At 30.4% G+C, this 21,721-nt stretch carries 19 protein-coding genes and 1 other RNA gene; 3 read left to right on the forward strand and 17 right to left on the reverse strand.

Going from position 1 to position 21,721, the window contains the following annotated elements; translation table 11 throughout:
• Positions 1-130: 130 nt before the first annotated feature.
• From recR to dnaX, 3 genes are all read right to left on the reverse strand, one after another.
• The gene (recR, locus tag COL3_RS07185; RefSeq protein WP_035282288.1) at positions 131-727 is read right to left on the reverse strand and encodes a recombination mediator RecR; all 597 of its coding nucleotides are present in this window, start codon (positions 725-727) and stop codon (positions 131-133) included.
• A gap of 131 nt (positions 728-858) precedes the next feature.
• Positions 859-1,206, reverse strand: a complete 348-nt coding sequence (locus COL3_RS07190) for a YbaB/EbfC family nucleoid-associated protein (protein WP_008418886.1) — start codon at positions 1,204-1,206, stop codon at positions 859-861.
• A gap of 115 nt (positions 1,207-1,321) precedes the next feature.
• Positions 1,322-2,950: a DNA polymerase III subunit gamma/tau gene (gene dnaX / locus COL3_RS07195; protein WP_008418885.1), complete on the reverse strand. Its 1,629-nt coding sequence runs from the start codon at positions 2,948-2,950 to the stop codon at positions 1,322-1,324.
• Between the two features lie 182 nt (positions 2,951-3,132).
• Between dnaX and COL3_RS07200 the strand changes: the two genes are divergently transcribed.
• From COL3_RS07200 to COL3_RS07210, 3 genes are read left to right on the forward strand one after another with little or no spacing between them, the layout of a single operon-like run.
• Positions 3,133-3,924: a thymidylate synthase gene (locus COL3_RS07200; RefSeq protein ID WP_008418884.1), complete on the forward strand. Its 792-nt coding sequence runs from the start codon at positions 3,133-3,135 to the stop codon at positions 3,922-3,924.
• A 44-nt stretch (positions 3,925-3,968) separates the two neighbouring features.
• On the forward strand, positions 3,969-4,460 hold the full coding sequence (locus COL3_RS07205; RefSeq protein ID WP_008418883.1) for a dihydrofolate reductase: 492 nt from the start codon (positions 3,969-3,971) through the stop codon (positions 4,458-4,460).
• 58 nt (positions 4,461-4,518) lie between these two features.
• Positions 4,519-5,403, forward strand: coding sequence for a fumarylacetoacetate hydrolase family protein (locus COL3_RS07210; RefSeq protein ID WP_008418882.1), 885 nt, complete (start codon positions 4,519-4,521; stop codon positions 5,401-5,403).
• A 138-nt stretch (positions 5,404-5,541) separates the two neighbouring features.
• Here COL3_RS07210 and ffs read toward each other — a convergent pair.
• The 14 genes from ffs to COL3_RS07280 all read right to left on the reverse strand — a co-directional run bounded on the left by ffs (position 5,542) and on the right by COL3_RS07280 (position 21,659).
• An RNA gene (gene ffs, locus COL3_RS07215) (signal recognition particle sRNA large type) lies at positions 5,542-5,808 on the reverse strand.
• 409 nt (positions 5,809-6,217) lie between these two features.
• On the reverse strand, positions 6,218-6,769 hold the full coding sequence (locus tag COL3_RS07220) for a ferritin family protein (protein WP_008418881.1): 552 nt from the start codon (positions 6,767-6,769) through the stop codon (positions 6,218-6,220).
• A gap of 51 nt (positions 6,770-6,820) precedes the next feature.
• Positions 6,821-7,198, reverse strand: a complete 378-nt coding sequence (gene crcB, locus COL3_RS07225; RefSeq protein ID WP_008418878.1) for a fluoride efflux transporter CrcB — start codon at positions 7,196-7,198, stop codon at positions 6,821-6,823.
• A gap of 16 nt (positions 7,199-7,214) precedes the next feature.
• Complete coding sequence (locus COL3_RS07230; protein ID WP_008418876.1) at positions 7,215-7,862, reverse strand: TIGR01906 family membrane protein; 648 nt, start codon at positions 7,860-7,862, stop codon at positions 7,215-7,217.
• Between the two features lie 114 nt (positions 7,863-7,976).
• A complete protein-coding gene (locus COL3_RS07235; RefSeq protein WP_008418873.1) occupies positions 7,977-8,444 on the reverse strand; it encodes a chemotaxis protein CheX in 468 nt (155 codons plus the stop codon).
• Complete coding sequence (locus tag COL3_RS07240) at positions 8,426-9,301, reverse strand: response regulator (protein WP_008418872.1); 876 nt, start codon at positions 9,299-9,301, stop codon at positions 8,426-8,428. Before COL3_RS07240 ends, COL3_RS07235 begins: the two co-directional genes overlap by 19 nt.
• 232 nt (positions 9,302-9,533) lie before the next feature.
• Positions 9,534-10,574 (reverse strand): AI-2E family transporter, encoded by a 1,041-nt coding sequence (locus COL3_RS07245; protein WP_008418869.1) that lies wholly within the window; start codon positions 10,572-10,574, stop codon positions 9,534-9,536.
• A 282-nt stretch (positions 10,575-10,856) separates the two neighbouring features.
• A complete protein-coding gene (locus COL3_RS07250; protein WP_008418867.1) occupies positions 10,857-11,339 on the reverse strand; it encodes a DUF6803 family protein in 483 nt (160 codons plus the stop codon).
• A gap of 206 nt (positions 11,340-11,545) precedes the next feature.
• Positions 11,546-13,240 carry a methyl-accepting chemotaxis protein gene (locus COL3_RS07255; protein WP_008418865.1) on the reverse strand — a complete coding sequence of 565 codons (1,695 nt, stop codon included), beginning with the start codon at positions 13,238-13,240 and terminating at the stop codon, positions 11,546-11,548.
• 371 nt (positions 13,241-13,611) lie between these two features.
• Positions 13,612-17,052 carry a pyruvate carboxylase gene (locus COL3_RS07260; protein ID WP_008418863.1) on the reverse strand — a complete coding sequence of 1,147 codons (3,441 nt, stop codon included), beginning with the start codon at positions 17,050-17,052 and terminating at the stop codon, positions 13,612-13,614.
• Positions 17,053-17,366: 314 nt separating this feature from the next.
• Positions 17,367-17,801: a large conductance mechanosensitive channel protein MscL gene (gene mscL / locus COL3_RS07265; RefSeq protein WP_008418860.1), complete on the reverse strand. Its 435-nt coding sequence runs from the start codon at positions 17,799-17,801 to the stop codon at positions 17,367-17,369.
• Between the two features lie 225 nt (positions 17,802-18,026).
• On the reverse strand, positions 18,027-19,757 hold the full coding sequence (locus COL3_RS07270) for a glycoside hydrolase family 13 protein (RefSeq protein WP_008418858.1): 1,731 nt from the start codon (positions 19,755-19,757) through the stop codon (positions 18,027-18,029).
• Between the two features lie 40 nt (positions 19,758-19,797).
• Positions 19,798-20,700, reverse strand: a complete 903-nt coding sequence (locus COL3_RS07275) for an ABC transporter permease subunit (RefSeq protein WP_008418856.1) — start codon at positions 20,698-20,700, stop codon at positions 19,798-19,800.
• Positions 20,700-21,659 carry a sugar ABC transporter permease gene (locus tag COL3_RS07280; protein ID WP_008418854.1) on the reverse strand — a complete coding sequence of 320 codons (960 nt, stop codon included), beginning with the start codon at positions 21,657-21,659 and terminating at the stop codon, positions 20,700-20,702. The genes COL3_RS07275 and COL3_RS07280 overlap by 1 nt, the downstream gene beginning before the upstream one ends.
• Positions 21,660-21,721 lie beyond the last annotated feature (62 nt).

Genomic DNA, 21,721 nt, shown 5'->3' on the forward strand with positions numbered 1-21,721 from the left:
TTATTTTATATACTATATTGTATAAGAAGCTTTTCACTCATGTCAGACAGAGACTTCTAACTCCCATCTATGTAACACTTTTTCTAGGAACCTAATACTTATTTTAGGTTCCTTATTTTTTAATTTTGTCTTATAGTTCTTTTCTTCCCTCTAAAGCTTTAGACAATGTAACTTCATCTGCATAGTCCAAATCACCACCTACTGGTATTCCAGCTGCAATTCTAGTAACTTTAACATCTAAAGGCTTAAGTACTTTAGATATATACATTGCTGTAGCTTCTCCCTCAATATTAGGATTAGTAGCAAGTATTACTTCCTTTATATCTTCATTCATTCTTGTAACAAGCTCTCTAATTCTAATATCTTGAGGTCCTCTTCCTTGCATTGGCGATATATTTCCATGTAATACATGGTATACTCCATTATATTCTTTGACTTTTTCCATTGTCATAATATCCTTAGGTTGTTCTACGACACAAATAGTACCTTTATCTCTATTGGGATTATCACATAAAGAACAAGGATCTTTATCTGTAAAATTACCACATACAGAGCAGTACTTTATTGTTCCTCTTGCCTTAACTAGTGCATCTGCAAATTCTTTTACCTCCTCATCTGGAAGGTTTAGAATATGTAGAGTAAGTCTTTGAGCTGTCTTTTGCCCTATACTTGGTAACTTAGCAAATTCCTCTATCAATTTTTCTATGGCTACCGGATAAAATTCCATCATAATTTATACTTCTCCTTTATGCTTGTATTTCATTTAATATCCACACTCTATAAATATTATAAAAAGCATACAGACTGAGGATAACCAACAATTCTGTATGCTATAACCGTTATAGTTCTTTAAATCTATTAGAATAATCCGCCTGGCATTCCCATTCCGCCTGTTAGCTTACCCATCTTACTTGAAGTTTCTTCTTCTGCTTTTCTTAATGCTTCGTTAACGGCACTCATTACTAAATCTTCAAGCATTTCAACATCATCTGCATCTACAACTTCTGGCTTTATGTTAATTGCTGTTACTTCTTTTTTACCAGTTACTTTTACTACTACAGCGCCACCGCCTACTGACGCTTCAAACTCTTTTGTTTCAAGCTCTTTTTGCATATCTTCCATTTGCTTTTGAAGTTTCTGTGCTTGTTTCATAAGATTATTCATATTTCCGCCGCCGAAACCGCCTGGAAATCCACCTTTTGCCATAAAAAAATCCTCCTCTTTCTTGAATCTCATTTTTTAATTATAAAACATCTTTTTGTAATACTCAAGTTAAACTAGTAATTGACAATGTAAAGCTAACAATTTGTAATAAAAATCATTACTCATCATATACTTGAAATGGTACACCATTTATTGCTTCCTCCAATAGCTCTTCTTTACCTTTATTCTCGTTATCTTTTTTCACAATATAATCAACCATAACCTTTTCTTTCAATACTTCAGAAAATACGGTATTTACAATATCCCTATACTCTAACTTTTGTAATCTCTCTTTATTAAATGCATACATTGAGTCATACTCTAAAGTAACTACTCCATTTTTAAAGCTATATGGTTTAGCTGTAACTATCGAGGCATAAATAATCATTGCTCTCTTTGATTTAAATTTTTCTAATATTTCAGTCCATGCTCTACCGACATCATCAATAGTTAATGATGAATTAGGATTAACCTCTATTTTTTCTTCGCCATTAATATTTGCACTATTATTAATTGTATTTTTCTTAGAATTTGTATTATTATGTGCATATTTTAAATCTTCATTAGTTTTTTCTACTTGAACCATTTGTATTTTTCCACTTTGTAACGATTCCTCAAGCTGATTTATTCTTGATACTATAACTTCATTAGAAGTATCATACTCTATCTTACACATTTTTATAATAGCTAGTTCTAAATATAATCTGCTTTGCTTACTTGCCTTTGAATTAATTTCTGCCTCCTGAAGTATTCTAATAGCTCTCATTATTTCTTCTACCCTAATTCTTCGTCCCTGCTCTTTAACCAAATATATATTTTCTAGGGACATATCCAAAACTTCTTCTGGATTGTTTGTAACCTTTACCATGAGTAAATTTCTAAAATGAGCTATTAGATCCTTAATGAATAATTGCATATCCTTCCCTGAATATACAAGCTTATCAGTTATGACCATTGCTTTTTCAACATTTCTATCTATAATTGCATCAGTTATATCAAACAAGTATTCATTAGTCACAAGCCCCAATATATTTACTAAATCCTCATATTTAATTTGATTATCTCCCATTGCAATTGCCTGATCTAATATGCTTAAAGCATCTCTCATTGCGCCATCGCATATTCTTGATATTAAATCTAAGCTTTTCTGTTCATAACTTATATTTTGTGAGTCAACAATCCTTTTGAGTCTATTAGAAATCTCCTTTTGGATTATTCTTTTAAAATCAAATCTCTGACATCTAGATAAAATTGTAATAGGCAATTTTTGGGGATCTGTAGTTGCTAATATAAAAACTACATTTTTTGGGGGTTCTTCTAGGGTTTTTAAGAAAGCGTTAACGGCTCCAACAGATAACATGTGAACTTCATCCATTATATATATTTTGTATTTTGCTTCTTGTGGCGGGTACTTAGTATCATCTATAATATCTCTAATCTTATCAATACCATTATTGGATGCTGCGTCAAGTTCTGTTACATCAATTGCCAAACCTTCATTTATCTTTCTACACATTTCACACTCATTGCATGGCTCTCCATCATGCAAATCAAGACAATTTAATGCCTTTGCCATTACCTTTGCAGTAGACGTCTTACCCGTTCCTCTCGTGCCGCAAAAAAGGTAAGCATGAGCAATTCTATCATTTATTATTTCATTTTTTAATGTCGTAGTTATATGTTCCTGGCCTACTATATCATCAAAACTTTTAGGTCTCCACTCTCTATATAATGCTGTATAACCCAATGGGTTTCACCTCGCTATTTCTCTTAAATATACCCTTATTATACACCATTGAATGAGCAATGCAAATTGTACAATTGTTTGAATTTCATATAAAATTCTGGATACTAAGTGACTTGTTAAATAGTTTAGGTTAAAATGTATATTGAACAATTTTATAAGAAATATTAGGAGGAGTACTTACAATGAGTTTATATGACGATAAATACTTATCCATAGCAAATGATATCTTAGAGAATGGATACTTTGATAATAATAGGACTGGAGTTAAAACTTATAAATTACCTCATCAAATAATGCAATTTAATTTAGAAAAAGAGTTTCCTATACTAACAACAAAATTCGTAGCTTTTAAAACTGCAGTAAAAGAATTGTTATGGATCTTCAAGGATCAATCAAATGATGTCAAAGCATTGCAAGCTCAAAACGTAAAAATTTGGGATGAATGGATGATGGAAGATGGAACTATTGGTACTTCCTATGGATGGGTAGTCAAAAAGTTCAATCAAATGGATAAATTAATTGATGCACTAAAAAATAACCCACAAGATAGAAGAATGATGCTTAATTTATGGCAAATACCTTACTTAGATGGCGGTGCATTATATCCTTGCTGCTTTCTTACTATGTGGGACGTAACTGATGGAAAGCTTAACTGTATGCTTGTCCAAAGAAGTGGTGACTGGGGACTTGGAGTTCCATTTAATACATCGCAATATGCCGTGCTAGTTCACTTATTAGCACAAGTTACAGGACATAAACCTGGTTTATTTACTCATGTTATAAATAATGCTCATATATATGAAAATCAAGTTGAAGGGTTAAAGCTTCAATTAACAAGAAGAAATGACACATATTCTGCTCCAAAACTTTGGATTAATCCTGAAATTAATGACTTCTATGACTTTACTCCAGATGATATAAAGCTTGAAGATTACAAATATCATGAGGCTATAAAAATGGATGTTTCAGTATAATCAAAGTTTATTGCATAACTTTAGAACCTAAGGAGGAATAATAAATGATATCAATAATTGTAGCTATCGCGCAAAATGACGTTATTGGAAAAGATAATAAACTATTATGTCATATTTCAAATGATTTAAAGAGATTCAAAGAAATTACCTCTAATAAGAAAATGATTATGGGGAGAAAAACTTTCGAATCATTACCTGGTATTCTGCCAAATCGGGAACATATAGTTGTAACAAGAGATGAAAATTTTAGAATTGATTCTGATCAAGTAACTATAGTTCATGATTTAAATTCGTTACTGGAAAAATACTCAAAAGGTAACGAAGAAATCTTTGTAATTGGTGGCGCTGAAATTTATAAACAATCTCTTCCTTATGCGAAAAAATTGTATTTAACTAAGATTGGTAAAGCCTTTGAAGGTGATACATACTTTCCCGAAATAAATTATAATGATTATAAAACAGATTATATTTCCGAACAATTTATAGATGAGAAAAATGAGCTTAGTTATACTTTTATAAACTTAATAAAAATATAATAACAAAGTTAACTGTTAATTGTTTACTGTAAACTGATTTAAATTGGGGGCTTTTACTATGAAATTTGTAACATTTAAATATAATAATATAGAACAAGTTGGTATTTTCACAAAGGATGAACAAGGTGTTTATCCAATAAAGACTCTTGGAGTAAATTATGAAAATATGAACGATTTGATAGAAAATATTAGTGTTCAGGAATTACAAACACTGCAAGCATCGCTTGAAAAAAATACAAATGAATTTATACCGACTAGTTATGTTTGCAAAATGGCTCCAATACCTAACCCTAAGCAAGATATTATTTGCTTAGGTATCAATTATATGGAGCACGCAATAGAATCTGCCAGATATAAAAAAGAAGCTTTTGGCGGGGATAGACCTTATGCAGTATATTTTTCTAAAAGAGTAGTAATGGCAACTGGAGATGAGGACTATATACCTAGTTACCCTGAACTAGTTGATAGTTTAGATTACGAAGCTGAGCTGGCTGTAATAATAAAAAAAGACGCTAAAAATGTAGCTAAGGAAGATGCTTTTGACTATGTATTTGGCTATACGATAATAAATGATGTAAGCGCTAGAAATCTGCAGACAAGGCATAAACAGTGGTATTTTGGTAAAAGCTTGGACGGTTTTACACCAATGGGACCTTGCATTGTTACTAAGGATGAATTTTTAAATCCTCCTGTATTAAAGATTAGCTCTAGGGTTAACGGAGAAGTACGACAAAATAGTACTACTGACCTTATGATCACTTCTATAGAAGATGTAATTCATGAATTATCGCAAGGTATTACATTAAAAGCTGGAACTATTATTGCAATGGGTACTCCTGCAGGTGTAGGTATGGGCTTTGAACCTCCTAAATTCCTAAAAACTGGCGATGTAGTCGAATGCGAAATCGACGGCATAGGATGCCTTAAAAATACAGTAAGATAATAATTATAATAAGATAAGAAAATGAGGGTATTTCATAAATGAAATGCCCTCACTTTCTTATCCTATTGTGTCCTATGTTAATCCTATTGAAGAATAACCTAATTAATATTCCTAATTATAATTAAACATTAAAATAAACCATGCACCTCGCTTCGTTATTAGTTCTCTATACGTTACTAATGCAGTTAGCTCAGACCAGATTGATCCACGGCACATGAAAGGGACCACTTATCGCTGCTTCCTTCCAGACCTGACGAGGTTCATGGGCTTCCATTGCGTGGGACCCAGTCATCAACACCACTTACAAAAGTCAGACTATAAATTGCTAATACCTAAGCGAGGGATTCAACCCTGCTGTAGCGGATTGCAGGTTACAGGGCACCGCTAACTCCCCATCTAGCATGGCAATGGTGGAATGTCGAGGGTTTGAACCTCAAAATTTTCTCTCAAAAGAAAATTTCCGCCCCCACTGGACGCCAGACCATGTTAATCATTGCTCTTTTCGTCAAAAAACTTTATCTAAAAATCATTTAAATGATATTTTTGACACTTGTTAATGATAACATATAAAACATTTAAATTCAAGGATATTATTTTTGTCTTTGCATAAAATTTATCCCATTCTTGGTATATCCGCATTGGAACCATGCAAATAACTTAAAAAACTTGTTGAGTTAGAATAATACTTTATGTTGTCTTTATTTTCCCAGGAAATAAAAATCGAAATTATTTTTTCAACATTTAATAATTTTATTTTCACTATTAGTTACTTTTCACTTTATTTTATTAATATATTAAACAACTTACTCCCTAATTACTCTTCAACAAGAATAATATGCTCTTTTTCTACATTCGCTAAAGCCTCAAAAACTTCAAATAAATTATCATTATTAACTTCATTCTTATATTTTTCATAGTAACTTACAGCATGCTCTTCCTTTTGCTTTGCTAGCGCTAAAAGAGCACTATCACTATTATATTTATCATAATTTATTTTATTTAAATTAGGAGTATTCTTGAATCCTCCTAGCTTCTGATGTACTCTAGAGTGAACTATCTCTATCTTTGATAGGGCTTCAAATATTTTTCTCACTTTATCACTCTCTGCCCTGCTTGCCGCTATATTATAAAAGTCACCATTAAATAGCTCAAGTTTAACAGCATGGTCAATAATTTTTAAAGTATGTTCATCTAATAACTTACTCTCTATATTAATTATTTCGTTATCTTCGCTTAAATATTTTTTATCTACGCCACAAAATGGACAATATAGGATGTTATCTATAGCATTCTTATCAACAAAAGCTGCTTCATTGAAATTATAATTTTTTTCATTTATCTCCATTCCACATATTTTACACTTCAAGTAATTCACCGCCTTTAATTTTAATATATTAATTTAATTTTTTAATTGTACCTAAGCAACTATTCTGCATAAAAACCTAGCTAACGCAACTCCTCCTATACTTAGGAATACATTAAGAAGAATATTTACAATACTTAATAAATATTTCCCATCAGTTATTAGACTAATTGTTTCATAACTGAATGTAGAGAATGTAGTCAACCCACCCATAATTCCAGTGGTTAAAAATAACCTCAAATTTGGTGATATAAAATCTGTAGACATGCTTAATTCCATTATCACACCTATTAAAAAGCCTCCAACTACATTTACTATTAATGTACCTAAAGGAATATTGGAATTAATCATCTTTGCCGATTGTATAGTCACTATATACCTAATTGCTGCCCCTATAAATCCTCCTATTCCAACATAAATAATTTTCTGCAAATTAATCACCTCCAGCTTATCTTCTTCTCTTAATCGCAAAGACACTTTTAAAATAGATTGTTTTAATTATCAAAGTAAATATTATTAATAGTGCCACTACTAATATTAACTCAGTCATAAAGAATTCTTCTGGCAGAGCATTTATTATTGGGTCTGTTGCTGGGTCAAAAATCCAGTAATTATTCCTGAAAAATATTTTATGAAAAAAATAGAATGTCTTAGAAAAATCTATAGCTGCTGCTATAGAAACAAATATAAATATTAATGCTGCTATGTTCATACTACCATTAAAATCTTCTATAAGTCTTTTCCCTAAATCTTTATTTTTATTGGTTATTAATTTAAAGATCATTATAAGAACAAAAACAATACTAATAATATATAAAGCTACAAATATCCGCTTTACTTCAAAAAAATGAATTCTTCCAAACTCACTCATAGGTACATTATTAAGCACTAATTCTTTATCAAATGGATTTTGAACATAATTTATTACTCTTTTATAATTATCCATTAATGCTTCAGTTGATAAACCAGTATATTTGTTTAATTCATATTTTTCTATTGCATATCTATAGACAATAGTAGTATTTAAAACAGCTAAAACTGAGATAGATATTATGGATATGGCATAAAATATATTCCTAATAAGTCTAAAAATCATCTTTGAAATTACCTCGTAAATAGTATTTATAATAATTCACTTCCTTAAAATATAATTTCAAATAAAACCATTTATAATTTTAAAATCATAAATGGTTTTTTCTCATTATACATTTTAAATTGTATTTTTCTCCATTGAAATATTAACATCGATAAGCATGTCTCCGACTGCCATTTGCACACAAACAACTTTATCTGAACTTGCATTTGCAGTGAATTTTCCATGAACAAGGGTTGGTGTAGATATATTTATATTAATATTTTCTTTTGAAAAATTAGTTGCCACTGTTGCAGTTATCATATTTGTAAGTTCTGATATTGCACTTTGAGCTAATTCATCAAAATTTTCTACCGGCATCCCCATCATCATTATTGATGCGATTTTTTTCGCATCTTCTACACTTAATCCATAAATTACATTACCTCTAATATCTCCAATAATACCAACGATAATTACAACTCCTGGACTTTCTATAAATCTACCTTTTAAGCTTATTTCCTTTTTTTCAACGTTTGGCAGCCCCAATTGAGGCATTACACTTGAAAAGGAACTTAATATAGGATTTAAATAATTGACATCCATTCCCCTTCACCTCTTCCAAAGCCTATACTTATTGATAAATCTCCGAATTGCGTTCTTGCATTAGCAGAGTATGTAATTTCTAATTCCGCTTTTGATATATTAATTGATTCCCCATGAAAAGTAGTTGGCGGCGCAACCCTTAACCCGAACACCTTGTTCTTCTTATTAATCATTGAACATGCGTTTCCTGCTGCCATATTAGATAGCTCGGACATTACATTTAGAATTTCCTCATTGCTTTTAGGTTCTCTTTTAAGCAATGATTTAGCCATGTTTTGTGCAGTTTCAAAGGATACATCAAAAATTATTCTACCTGAATACTTTCCTATAATACCCATAACAATTGAGATACCATGACTAACTTTCTCTACATTCTCGTTACTTTCATTTGTAATTTCTGGCACCGTTTTAGTGAGTTTATTAAAAACATCCAATAACGCTTCTTTAAAGACTGCTGAATACAATTCCTCTAGTTCAGAAAATAACTGTTCATCTGCCATAACCCTATTAATTAATAGTGTCAATTCCTCAGGATCAACTGGCTTTTGAGCATATCCACTTACATGTGTCTTTTTAGCTTTCCTTACAATTTCATCGTCCATCATAGAACTTACAATTATCACTTTAATATTAGGATTTATTTTATGAATTTCTCTAGTGCATTCAAAGCCATCTGTGCCTGGAATTGTCATATCCATTGTAACTAGATCTGGATTGGTTCTACTAACTACCTCAATTGTTTCTTCCAGGGAACCCGCTTCACCTACAACATTAAACCCATTCTCTGTTAACAAATCCCTTAGTAAAGCGATTTGAAAAGGAGAATCATCAACTATAACAATATTTACATTCTTCATAAATCCACCTACCCTTTTGTTAATAAACTCCCAATTAACCCACATATCATTAGTACATATAGCCTTCAAATCTAAACTTATAAAATATAACTATAAAAAGTCAATTTATATATCTTTTGTGAATTAACCTTATTATCATTATATTTTAAAATTCAGCAATACTCAATAAAATTCAGAATATTGTGTAATAAATTCTTCCTTAAATCCTGAATAAAATATAAAAAGTTCAATCTCATTCTTCCTTTTTCTCTTTTGTTATTATGTCAACATACGGAACCTCAATTATATCTAGTATAAACATAAAAACTGGAATACCAATAATTAATCCTAAAACACCAGCAAGATGCTCAGCTACTAAAAGTACGCTCAAAGTAAAAAATATAGGTAACTTTGTTTTTGAAGACATTAATTTTGGATTTAAAATGTATGCCTCAAATGCATGTAATAATACTATCATTATAAGAACATATACTACCTTCACTAATCCACCGCCATTAAAAGCAACTATACTCAAAGGCACCAATGATATTATTACTCCAGCTACAGGAATAAGTCCAAGAAGCATTACCATAACTCCAAACCCTAATAAATGTGGAAATCCAATTATCCCCAATCCAATAATAGAAAGTAACCCATTAATTGTTGCAATAAGAATCTGAACTTCAATAACCTTACCAAAAGAAGATATAAACTTTCCCCAAAAGAATTCAAGTTCACTACAAATACCTGATATCTTACTTTGTTTAAACTTATACGCAAAATTAATTATTTTTCCTTTTTCCAAAAGGAAAAATATACTCAAAATTAAAGCAATTAAAATATTAATTCCTATTCTTCCTATATTTGAAATAGATTGCATTATATAATTAATTCCTTCTGTAGAAAAAACTGTAGCATAAATTCTATCAAGTCTTTCTTTTATTAAATTAATAAATTCGTTATTTTGTGTCGATCCATATATATCATTTATTTGTCTGACAACTTGCCTAAATTCATGTATAACTAAAGGTAAAAAATCAATTATTATTATAAATAACATTGCTGTTACAAATAAAGAAACTGCTAATATCATCAATTTATAATTTATTTTTATTTTCCCCTCAAACTTCCTTATCAAGAAATTTGAAACATTGTCAATTAAATATGTAAATACAAAGGTTAACAGCATTAAACTAATCATACTTTTCATTACATATAGGAACAAGAATACTATTAATAATGTTATGAATCTCTTAAAGCCCTGACTTCTTAATATCTGCATCATATTTGGCATAAGTAACTACTACTCCTTACATGTTTTATGCTTTTTAACTTGGGTAATCTTCGTAAATATTACAAATTAATATAAAAATACCCTCATATTTATAGTAACAGTTTTACTTTTCTATGTAAATGATTTTGGGGATATAAGTACATTTAAAATTACAACCTTAATTTATAAAAATTATATTTCCTATAATTAAAAATAGGATAAAATATCCAATCTTTTATCCTATCTTCAAATCATAATTCAATTTCGAAAATTAAAGCTAACATCAACTCGCTCATTCCAATATTACATAGGCATCTTCATGGTCATCAAACTAGGATTTAACATTCCAAAAATCATAGCCACGTGTGCTACTACAAGGAAAATTCCCACCAAAATAGCGTGAAGCTTTAATTTATCTGTTTCAGATTTATTTTTTGATATAAGTCCGATTTCTAATAAACTAATTCCAAACAACGGTACTATTCCTGAAAGATAAAAACCTACAGCAATTACATCTATAATACCTCTCCATCCTCCTGAAGTAGTAAGAGGTATTACAGCATTTATTAATAAGTAAATAAAAATACCTAAAAAATAAAAACCCGCAAAAATTCCAGTTGCTTTATTAACTCTTCTTGCAGTGCCTGTAAAATCCCTTTTAAATAGCACCATTAGTTCTGTAATAGCAATTGTTTCAGCACAAATAACAGGAATAGCCATAAATATAATTAGATTCCATGGCTGATTCTGCGCCAGTAGCTCCATGTAGTGAGTCATGTCATTCATAATATAAAACCTCCTCAAAATCTTTCTAATCTTTATACTCTGTAATTTTATAAAAAACTTATGAAGATATTATGAAGATTTTACACTAGAATTAGTTTATATTATTATCATTTTTAGATATAAATACATAGCGCATACTATATAAGTAATATGCGCTAATATTGTATTATTTAAAGTAAAGCCCATAATAAAAATTTTAATTCTTATTACACTTTAAACTCCCGAACCTCTTCCAAAAGTCTATTTGAACTTTCTTTTGTAAGCTCTGCCTGCATTACTATTTCTCTTACACTGTTAGCTATATCTATAGTTTTTCCTGCTATATTAGTTGACCCATTTGCACCTTCACTAGCAGCACTGCTTATTTCATTTATCATATGTACGATATTGTTTATAGACTCATTTAGATTCTCTGCTGTATTCGAAAAATCAGAAACCAAGCTATCAACAAATGTTGCATCATTGCTGTATTGTTCTCCAGTTTCAACAAGAGTCTCATAATCTTTCAATACATTAACATCAATAAACTGTAGCATATTTTTTGATTCTAAAACTAAGCCATCCACAGATTCAATTACCATTTTAGTCATACTTTGTATTTCACCTGCTGCTTCTTTTGAATTTTCTGCCAGCTTACGCACCTCCTCTGCAACTACAGTAAAGCCTTTTCCAGCCTCCCCTGCTCTAGCTGCTTCAATGGCTGCATTTAATGCTAACAAGTTTGTTTGTTCAGATATACTTAATATTGCATCTGATAATATCTTAATTTTCTCTATAGCCTTTGTTTTCTCTATAGATTCCATCATACTCTCATGAGTTCTGTTATATACGCTTTTTGCTTTTTCGTTTGAAGATAAAGCTTTTATTTTTAATTCTTCGGCTCTTTGTTTAATCTTTTTGGCCGCTTCTTTTCCCTCTTTAGCCTTAACAGTTGTTTCTTCAATATAAATTTCAATATCAGCAGCTGTTTCATTCATTTCGTGAGTTGAAGCTGATGTTTCTTCTAATCCCGCTGATAATTGCTGTGTTGTTGCAGAAATACTTTCTATATCTATTTGCAATTTATTTAATTGAACATTAGTATTACTTATTTTTTCTCCGATTATATCAGTTTCTGTTAGCACATCACCAATAATTGATTTTATTCCACTTTGCATTGACTCTATAGCTTTACCAATGTATCCTATTTCATCTTTTCTCCTCAATGCTTTTTGATTTAGCTCTATACTAAAATCACCCTTGGCAAAAAAATTAATATCTTTTTTAACCGTTTCTAAATCTTTAGTAATATATTTAGCAATAGCTATGGATATTAAAACCCCGATTATGAGTATTATAGCACTTATAATCGCAATATTAATAGCTAGGTTTCTGGTCTCATTTAATATTTGTTCATATGATACACCAACAAAATACATTCCAATAATCTTGCTCTTTGTATCTTTTATTGGTACATAATATCCTTGTACATCTATTCCAGTTATATTAACCTTACCTTCATAAGTTTTCCCATTTTTTAATACTGTTTCAATAACTTGATCATTGGCTTTTGTTCCTATACTCCTCTTTCCACTCTTATCAATAATATTAGTTGTTATTCTAGTGTCATTCATAAAAATAGTTGCATACATATTTGTTTTATCCTTAATCTCATCAACTACTTTAAAATCATTATTTATTTTTATATTTCCCTTATATAAGTCTTCACCCTTTACTTCCCAATCACCCGGGTATTTTTCATCGAAAACTATTGTAAGCATACTCATACTAGAATCAAGTTCTTTTTCTATATTCATGTTTAGTATATTTATTACTTTATTATAAACGACAAATCCCAATGCTGTTGAGAAAGCAATAAGTACTATTGAAATTATTATTGATATCTTCCATTTTAATTTCACAATACCCCTCCTAAAAATTCAAAATTATGACTGAACTTCTGACTAATACCTAGAGTAAATTCAAGAAATAATTTTACGCCTTTTTCTAAACATTTAAAACATGTTATTTAATTTAATTATAACATACCCTAAACATTCCCTATTATGTAAACCCATAAATTTATAATATCCTATTTTTCTCAATCCTTCAATATAACATTGTATATTTTGTAGAATATTGAAATTCTTATATCCCAGCCTTTAGATGTCAATAACATAACTAAGATTTTTCATAGCATTACATAATTAAAAAAATAAAGGTACAAAATACATTCCAACTTAAATGCTCTAATGTATTTTGCACCTTTTACTTTAAATAAATGTTAAATTTATTATTTTATTTTTACTAATAATTCACCAGTTTTAACTTGTTGACCTTCAGCTACTAATACTGACTCAATAGTTCCTGTAGCAGATGCAACAATATTTGTCTCCATCTTCATTGCTTCTATTACAAGTAAGCTATCTCCTTCTTTAACGCTATCTCCCTCTTTAGCAAGTACTTTAATAATAGTTCCAGGAATACTTGCTCCGATTTCTAACTTATTATCAGGGTCAGCCATTTTAGATCCGCTATCTGCACCTTGATTATTAATAATTCTCTCCGTTTTATCTTTTATTTTAATCTCTCTTCTGTTTCCATTAATTTCAAAATCTAATGCTCTATTTCCTTCAGAATCAAGGTCTCCAATTTTAATTAATTGGACAATCATAGTCTTCCCTTCTGCAATTTCAATTTCACTAGTTTCTCCTTCAGCAAGTCCGTGGAAGAACACATCACTACCCATACGACTAACATCACCATACTCTAAAATAGATTTAATATATGCTTCAAATACATCTGGATATAACGCATAGCTTATTATATCTTTTTTACATGGAGTAAATCTATACTTTTCTTTTAAGTATGCCTCAATCTTATCAAAATCTTCTGGTGGTAATAATTCCCCAGGTCTAACAGTTATAGGTTCTTCTCCCTTTAATACAATTTCTTGTAACGCTTCAGGGAACCCGCCTTCTGGTTGACCCATCATTCCTTTAAAATATGAAACTACAGAATCTGGGAATGCCATATTCTTAGCTTTTTCAACTATATTTTCACTAGTCAAATCATTTTGTACCATAAATATCGCCAAATCTCCAACCATCTTTGATGATGGAGTAACCTTAATAATATCCCCAAGCATATTATTTACTTCTTTATACATATTTTTTACATCATTGAATCTGTGACCAAGTCCAAAGCTTTCAACTTGTGGTTTTAAGTTTGAGTATTGTCCACCAGGAATCTCGAACTTATAAATTTCAGCACTTCCTGATTTTAAGTCTGATTCAAATTGACTGTAAACTGGTCTTACAGTATCCCAGTAGTCAGATATCTTTTGAATTCCACTTAAATCTATACCTGTATTTCTACTTGTATTTCCAAGAGCTGCTACTATTGAGTTTAGAGCTGGTTGGCTTGTAAGTCCCGACATACTATTGAAAGTTGTATCAACTATATCAACTCCAGCATCTGCTGCCATTAATACTGTAGCAACACCATTACCTGTAGTATCATGAGTATGAAGATGTATTGGAATTGAAATTTCATCCTTTAATGCAGTTATAAGCTTTTTAGCTGCATAAGGTTTAAGTAATGCTGACATATCCTTTATTGCAAGTATATGTGCACCCATCTTTTCAATTTCCTTAGCCTTATCTACATAATACTTTAAGCTATATTTATCTCTTGTTTCATCTAAAATATCACCAGTATAACATAATGCAACTTCAGCTACTTTATTACACTTTAAAACTTCATCTAAAGATACTTCTATACCTTTTAACCAGTTAAGTGAGTCAAAAATTCTAAATACATCTATTCCACTGTCAGCTGATTCTTTTATAAACTCTCTTATAACATTATCAGGATAATTCTTATATCCTACAGCATTTGCTCCCCTAATAAGCATTTGGAACATTACATTTGGAATCCTCTTTCTTAAAGATTCAAGTCTCTTCCATGGAGATTCCTTCAAGAATCTGTAAGCAGTATCAAAAGTAGCTCCTCCCCACATTTCAAGAGAGAATAAATCATTTCCATATACGGCTGTTGCTTTTGCAATGTTCTTCATGTCTTGAGTTCTAACACGAGTTGCCATTAATGATTGTTGAGCATCTCTCATTGTTGTATCGGTAAGAAGTAGTTTCTTTTGATTCTTTATCCATTTAACTACTCCCTCTGGACCTTCAGCATCTAAGATTTGCTTAGTACCACTTAATCCATCTAAAGAAGTTATAGCCGGAATATCTGGCACATCATATTCCTTTTTATTTCCTTTAGTTTCATTTACAACTTTTTCACCAATGAATTTTAATATTCTAGATTCTTCATCAGTTCTTGCTGTTATATCAAACAATTGTGGATTATCAGCTATAAAGTTAGTATCGCATTCACCTTTTTTAAACTTTTCATTGTTTAATACGTTTATTAAGAAATCTACATTAGTCTTAACTCCTGTAATAGTTAATTCTTTAATTGCACGAACAGATTTCCTAACCGCATCCTCAAAAGTTCTTGAATATGCAGTACTTTTCACAAGTAAACTATCATAATATGGACTAATTACAGCTCCACTATATCCGTTTCCTCCATCAAGTCTTATACCAAAACCAGATCCAGTTCTATAAACATCAATCTTTCCTGTGTCTGGAGAGAAGTTGTTTGAAGGATCTTCAGTAGTTACCCTACATTGAATTGCATATCCTCTTGGTTTTATATCATCTTGAGAATGTATACCTATTTCTTCAGAATCTAATTTAAAGCCTTCTGCTATTAAAATTTGACTTTGAACTATATCTATTCCCGTAGTCATTTCAGTTATAGTATGTTCAACTTGAACTCTAGGATTCATTTCTATGAAGTAATGATTACCGTGCATATCAACTAAGAATTCTAAAGTTCCTGCACTTCTGTAACTTACAGATTTAGCTATTTTTAATGCATCCGCACATATTTCTTCTCTTTTCTCTTGAGTTAAAGATAATGCTGGAGCAATTTCTATAACCTTTTGATGTCTTCTTTGAATAGAACAATCTCTTTCATAAAGATGCACTATATTACCATATTTATCTCCCAATACTTGGATTTCAATATGCTTAGGCCCTTCTATGTATTTTTCAATGAACATATCATCTATACCAAAAGCTTTTTTAGCTTCATTTTTAGCACTTCTAAAAGCTGTAAGAAGTTCATCTTCACCTCTTACTATTCTCATACCTCTACCGCCACCACCAGCAGCAGCTTTTACCATAACAGGATATCCACACATTTTGGCAACTTCAACTGCTTCCTCTTCTGACGATATTGCTTTATCTAAACCTGGTATTACTGGAACACCAGCTTTTTTTGCAGCTATTTTTGATTGAATCTTATCCCCTAGACTTTCCATCATTTCTGATTTTGGTCCTATAAATTCAATTCCTACTTCTTCACATCTTCTCGCAAAATCAGCATTTTCAGATAAAAATCCATATCCTGGATGTATAGCATCCACATGCTTTTTTAATGCAAGATTTATTATTTCGTCAATGTTTAAATAAGCTTCAACCGGCCCCTTATTCTTTCCGATTTGATATGCTTCATGAGCCTTTGTTCTGAAAAGTGCGAACTTATCTTCTTCAGTATATATAGCCACTGTTCTTATACCAAGTTCATGACAAGCCCTAAAAATTCTTATTGCTATTTCGCCTCTGTTTGCAACTAGTACTCTTTTAAATTTTTTCCCCAATTAAAACACAACTCCTTTGTTTTATTAAATTTTTATCTATATATGAATTATATTTTAGCAAACCAAATTACTATGAGATAGATTATTGCAATTTTCACAACTCATATTTTGTCATAATGAAGTTTTCCTTATTTGAAATCAATACAATAGATTATAACACATTTCTTACTATTTAACACATATTATTTATATTTTCTATTAATTTTTACATGATTTTTAACATAATTACAAGTTATTTTTTCTGATAAATATGAAATTATTATTTTTTTTTCTTTCATTTTTCTGCATTCGTTAAGATTATTATTATCTGTAATTTATTTAAGTTCTGATGTACAATTAGGACATTTTGTTGCTTTTTGATCTATTTCTGTGAAGCAATATTTACATTTTTTCTTATCAGAAAGAATATTTCCCCCTTTCTTTTTTGATAACTTACTTATTTGCTGTATAATAATAAAAATCGAAAAAGCTACAATTAAAAAATCTATTATATTATTTATAAAAATACCATAATTCAAAGTTGGAACACCTGCATCTTTGGCTTCTTGTAAAGTTTTATAATTTCCGCCTCCCAGCGCAATAAACAAATTAGAGAAATCAACTTTCCCCATAAGTAATCCTGCTAACGGCATTATAATATCATTAACTAAAGAAGTTACAATTTTACTAAAAGCCCCACCTATAACAACACCAACTGCTAAGCCTGCCATATTTCCTTTCATAGCAAATTCCTTAAATTCCTTAAACATACTAGCATCTCCTCCTTGTTATTTTATTATCTGTCACTTTGTTTTTTTTATTCTTATTGCTTATTCCATTTTAAATTCTGAATAATACTATTCATCTCCACTCAGTTATGAGAATCCTACTCACTTTATAATTATTTTATTCATTCCACATGTATATAAAAAGGCATATATCTAACTCAACTTTATTAGATATATACCTTAAATTATTTAATCTGTACAACTTCCTTATTCAATTATTTTAAATATTCTAAAACCCATAGATTCTAGATATATTTTATTATCAATACGCAACAGCTCAGACATAAATATATCTTCAACCTTAGCACTCATAGGTAAATGAATTAGGTTGTCCTTATAATCATTATTAATTGCTACAATTATTTTTTCATTATTATGTTCTCTTTCGAAAACCAATGTATTTCCTTCACAATATAATGTCCTATATGTTCCATATACCAGAATCTGATTATTTTTTCTAATTGAAATAAGCTTTTTATAGAAATTAAGCAATTCTTTATTTTGATTTTTCTCTTCCCATATCATACATTTTCTTGACTGAGGCTCCTCACCGCCATTCAGTCCCACTTCATCTCCATAATATATATATGGAACTCCTATGTATGTGAACTGAAATGCAATTGCTAATTTCATCCGCTCAATTTTTTCATCGCATTCTGTTAGAAATCTTTGTGTATCATGACTCCCAATTAAATTCCACATTTGCCTTGTTATACTATCCATATATATATTTCTATTTATAGATAATATCTCATCAAATAGCTCTGCATCTATTGTTCTATTACCAAAAAAGTCTATCAACGCACCTTTAAAAGGATAATTCATAATTCCATCAAGTTGATCTCCCTTTAAAAATGAACTGGCTTCATGCATAATTTCTCCAATAATTATAGCTTCCTTCTTATGTTCCTTTACAACTTTTTTAAATTCTCTCCAAAAATCATGGTCTACTTCATCGCATACATCAAGTCTCCAGCCATCTATTCCAATTTCATCTATCCAATATTTAGCTACATCCAATAAATACTTTTTTACCTCTTCATTATCTGTATTAAACTTTGGCATTGTTGAAACATCTTCAGCAAAGGTATAATAATTTACTTTCTGTAGGTCTACTGGAAAGCTATCAATGAAATACCAATCTTTATATTTAGATTTTTCTTGATTTATAAGTACATCTTTAAAAGCAAAAAAGTCAGCCCCCGAATGATTAAATACCGCATCTAAAATTATCTTTATCTTTCTTTCATGACATTTCTCAACTAATTCCTTTACTTTTTCTACATCGCCAAATTGAGCATCAATCTTATAGTAATCAGCAGTATTATATTTATGATTTGAAGAAGATTTGAATATTGGTGTTAAATATATTAAATTTACTCCTAAATCTTCTAAATAATCCAGTTTGTTAATAATCCCCTGCAAATCACCTCCAAACATCGATGTTACAGTTACATCTCCGCCCCATTCTACAGTATTTTTAGGATCATTACTTTTATCTCCATTGCAAAAGCGATCTACAAAAATTTGATAAGCCACCGATTCTTGAAGCCACTTTTCCTCACAATACACATCTGGTTTTGCTATATACGGATACTGAAAAGCCGTTGCTTCTTTTCTTTTGATTTCATTTGTTCTAAGTCCTCTTTCATCCAAAAAGAATCTATTGCCTTCATTGTCGACTAGTTCAATGAAATATCTGTATCTATTTCTCTTAACAGAGATATCAGCTGCAAAAAAATCAAATAAACTATTTGTATCTTTAATTTTCATTTCTTCTATATTAAAATCATTTTCCCAATCATATCGGTTTTTATAGTGTATTCTGCATATTTTTATATCATCTTTAGCAGCTCTCAATGTGACTGATAACGTATTGATATCTTTTGCATATGCGTATGGTGTATCTAATATATGGTATATTGCATGTTTATTCAATTTAAAATTCCTCCTCCATTATGCAATTCCTAAAAACATCTTATTCTTTTACTGCACCTGAAACTAAACCTTTAGATATAAACTTTTGAATAGCTACAAAAAGTATTGCGAGCGGAACAGAAACCATTATTGAACAAGCTGAATACATAGGCCAATCTGTTAGTTTTCCTGCTGTAAATGACCTTAATCCTATTACCAGTGTTTTAAGATCTTTATCCTTTAGTAATGACGCTGAAAATACAAATTCTCCGTATACTGCAATGAACGAAAAGAAAAAGATTACTACTGCCATAGATTTAGTTAATGGTAGTATTATTTTGGTAAATACTTTCCACATACTAGCACCATCAACTCTAGCTGCTTCGTCTAATTCTTTAGGAAGACCATCAATGTATCCTTTCATTAGCCAAATATTATACGCACTTCCAGCAGAAAGTATTAATGATAAAAATATTAAATTATCCATTCCAAAAGAAACTTTATATGCAACTGCTAATATTGCAGGTACACTCATTACTGTTGGAAACATTTGAAGTATTAATAGCAACATCAATCCTTTTTTTCTACCTTTAAATTTCAACCTTGAAAAGGCAAATGCTGCTGGTAATGTCATTGCCAATTGGATAGTCGATACTAGTACTGCTACAAAAGTAGTATTAGCCATCCACTTAATAAATCCAACATTATCATCTAAAGCCTTTTTGTAATTTTCAAAAGTTATAGTCGATGGAATAAGGTTTTTTTGCATGAAGCTTGTTCCGGTGGAAAGCGATGCTGATATAATGGCAAACACAGGAAATATTACTATTATTATAGATGCTATTAAAAATATGCGCTTTCCCCATAACTCTATTCTTTCCGTACTAGTAATTCTCTTCTTATATACTAGTTTTTCCTCCAATAATATAGATTGTTTATCTGTATTTACATTAACTTTTTCCATCAGTTTTCCACCTCCTTAAATTGTCCTGAAATCTTCATATTAATAAGTGATAATGTACCTATTATTACAAATAATAGTATAGACATAGCTGCTCCAAGGCCAAAATTACCTTTATCTACTGACATTTTAAAAGTTGCAGAACCTATAATATCAGTCCATCCAGCGAAAGATGAACCTGCTTTTGCCGGTCCTCCCTCAGTTAACAAATAAGCAGCATTAAAATTGTTAAAATTAAATGCAAAATTTGATATCAAAAGTGGATATGAGACACTTGCTAGTGATGGCAATGTTATCTTTTTAAATTTTTGCCATCTGCTTGCTCCGTCAATATTTGCCGCTTCATAATAAGTATCCGGTATTGCTGTTAACGCACCAATACAAATATTCATCATATAAGGAAAACCCAACCACAAGTTTACTATAATAACAGCCACTCTTGCTGCCATTGGAGTAGTTAACCATAAAATAGGGTCATTAATTAAGTGGAATTGCATTAAAATACTATTAATGGCTCCATATTGACTATTAAATAGTCCTTTAAATGAAATTATTGTTATTGCCCCAGGCAATGCCCATGGAATTACTAAAAATCCTTTATAAATGAAAGCTTCTTTCATATTTTTGTCTGACAATGCCATAGCAAAAATTAGTCCTATAGCAAATGCGCCCAATGTAGACACTATTGTAAAAATCAACGTCCATCCAAGCAGTGGAAAAAATTCGCTTTTTAAGGGACCCACTAATACCTGTTGAAACTGGTAAAGCCCAACCATTTTCCATCCACTAGCAGTGCCATAACCATAATTCTGGTTTTTTAATGTATAATTAGTAAACGCTATAAATATTGTATATAACATTGGTAATACACTTAATATAGCTATACTTATTATAGCTGGTGAAAGATATCTATAACCCTGCATGCTACTTCTTAATGTAATACTCTTTCTTGCTTTAGCCATATTCTCACCCTCTCTTAATGTTTTAATGTATATTATTCCAAGCTTAGTTTAATAATTTACTT

Source organism: Clostridium sp. LS (assembly GCF_002760435.1).
Lineage (GTDB): Bacteria > Bacillota > Clostridia > Clostridiales > Clostridiaceae > Clostridium.

Bases quoted from the DNA above. Each gene is read 5' to 3' on its own strand.
- COL3_RS07210 (WP_008418882.1), top strand. From the start codon at position 4,519: ATGAAATTTGTAACATTTAAATATAATAATATAGAACAAGTTGGTATT.
- COL3_RS07190 (WP_008418886.1), bottom strand. From the start codon at position 1,206: ATGGCAAAAGGTGGATTTCCAGGCGGTTTCGGCGGCGGAAATATGAAT.
- COL3_RS07230 (WP_008418876.1), bottom strand. From the start codon at position 7,862: ATGATTTTTAGACTTATTAGGAATATATTTTATGCCATATCCATAATA.
- mscL (WP_008418860.1), bottom strand. From the start codon at position 17,801: ATGTTTAAGGAATTTAAGGAATTTGCTATGAAAGGAAATATGGCAGGC.
- COL3_RS07245 (WP_008418869.1), bottom strand. From the start codon at position 10,574: ATGCCAAATATGATGCAGATATTAAGAAGTCAGGGCTTTAAGAGATTC.
- COL3_RS07235 (WP_008418873.1), bottom strand. From the start codon at position 8,444: ATGGATGTCAATTATTTAAATCCTATATTAAGTTCCTTTTCAAGTGTA.
- COL3_RS07200 (WP_008418884.1), top strand. From the start codon at position 3,133: ATGAGTTTATATGACGATAAATACTTATCCATAGCAAATGATATCTTA.
- COL3_RS07250 (WP_008418867.1), bottom strand. From the start codon at position 11,339: ATGAATGACATGACTCACTACATGGAGCTACTGGCGCAGAATCAGCCA.
- recR (WP_035282288.1), bottom strand. From the start codon at position 727: ATGGAATTTTATCCGGTAGCCATAGAAAAATTGATAGAGGAATTTGCT.
- COL3_RS07275 (WP_008418856.1), bottom strand. From the start codon at position 20,700: ATGGAAAAAGTTAATGTAAATACAGATAAACAATCTATATTATTGGAG.
- COL3_RS07205 (WP_008418883.1), top strand. From the start codon at position 3,969: ATGATATCAATAATTGTAGCTATCGCGCAAAATGACGTTATTGGAAAA.
- COL3_RS07240 (WP_008418872.1), bottom strand. From the start codon at position 9,301: ATGAAGAATGTAAATATTGTTATAGTTGATGATTCTCCTTTTCAAATC.
- COL3_RS07280 (WP_008418854.1), bottom strand. From the start codon at position 21,659: ATGGCTAAAGCAAGAAAGAGTATTACATTAAGAAGTAGCATGCAGGGT.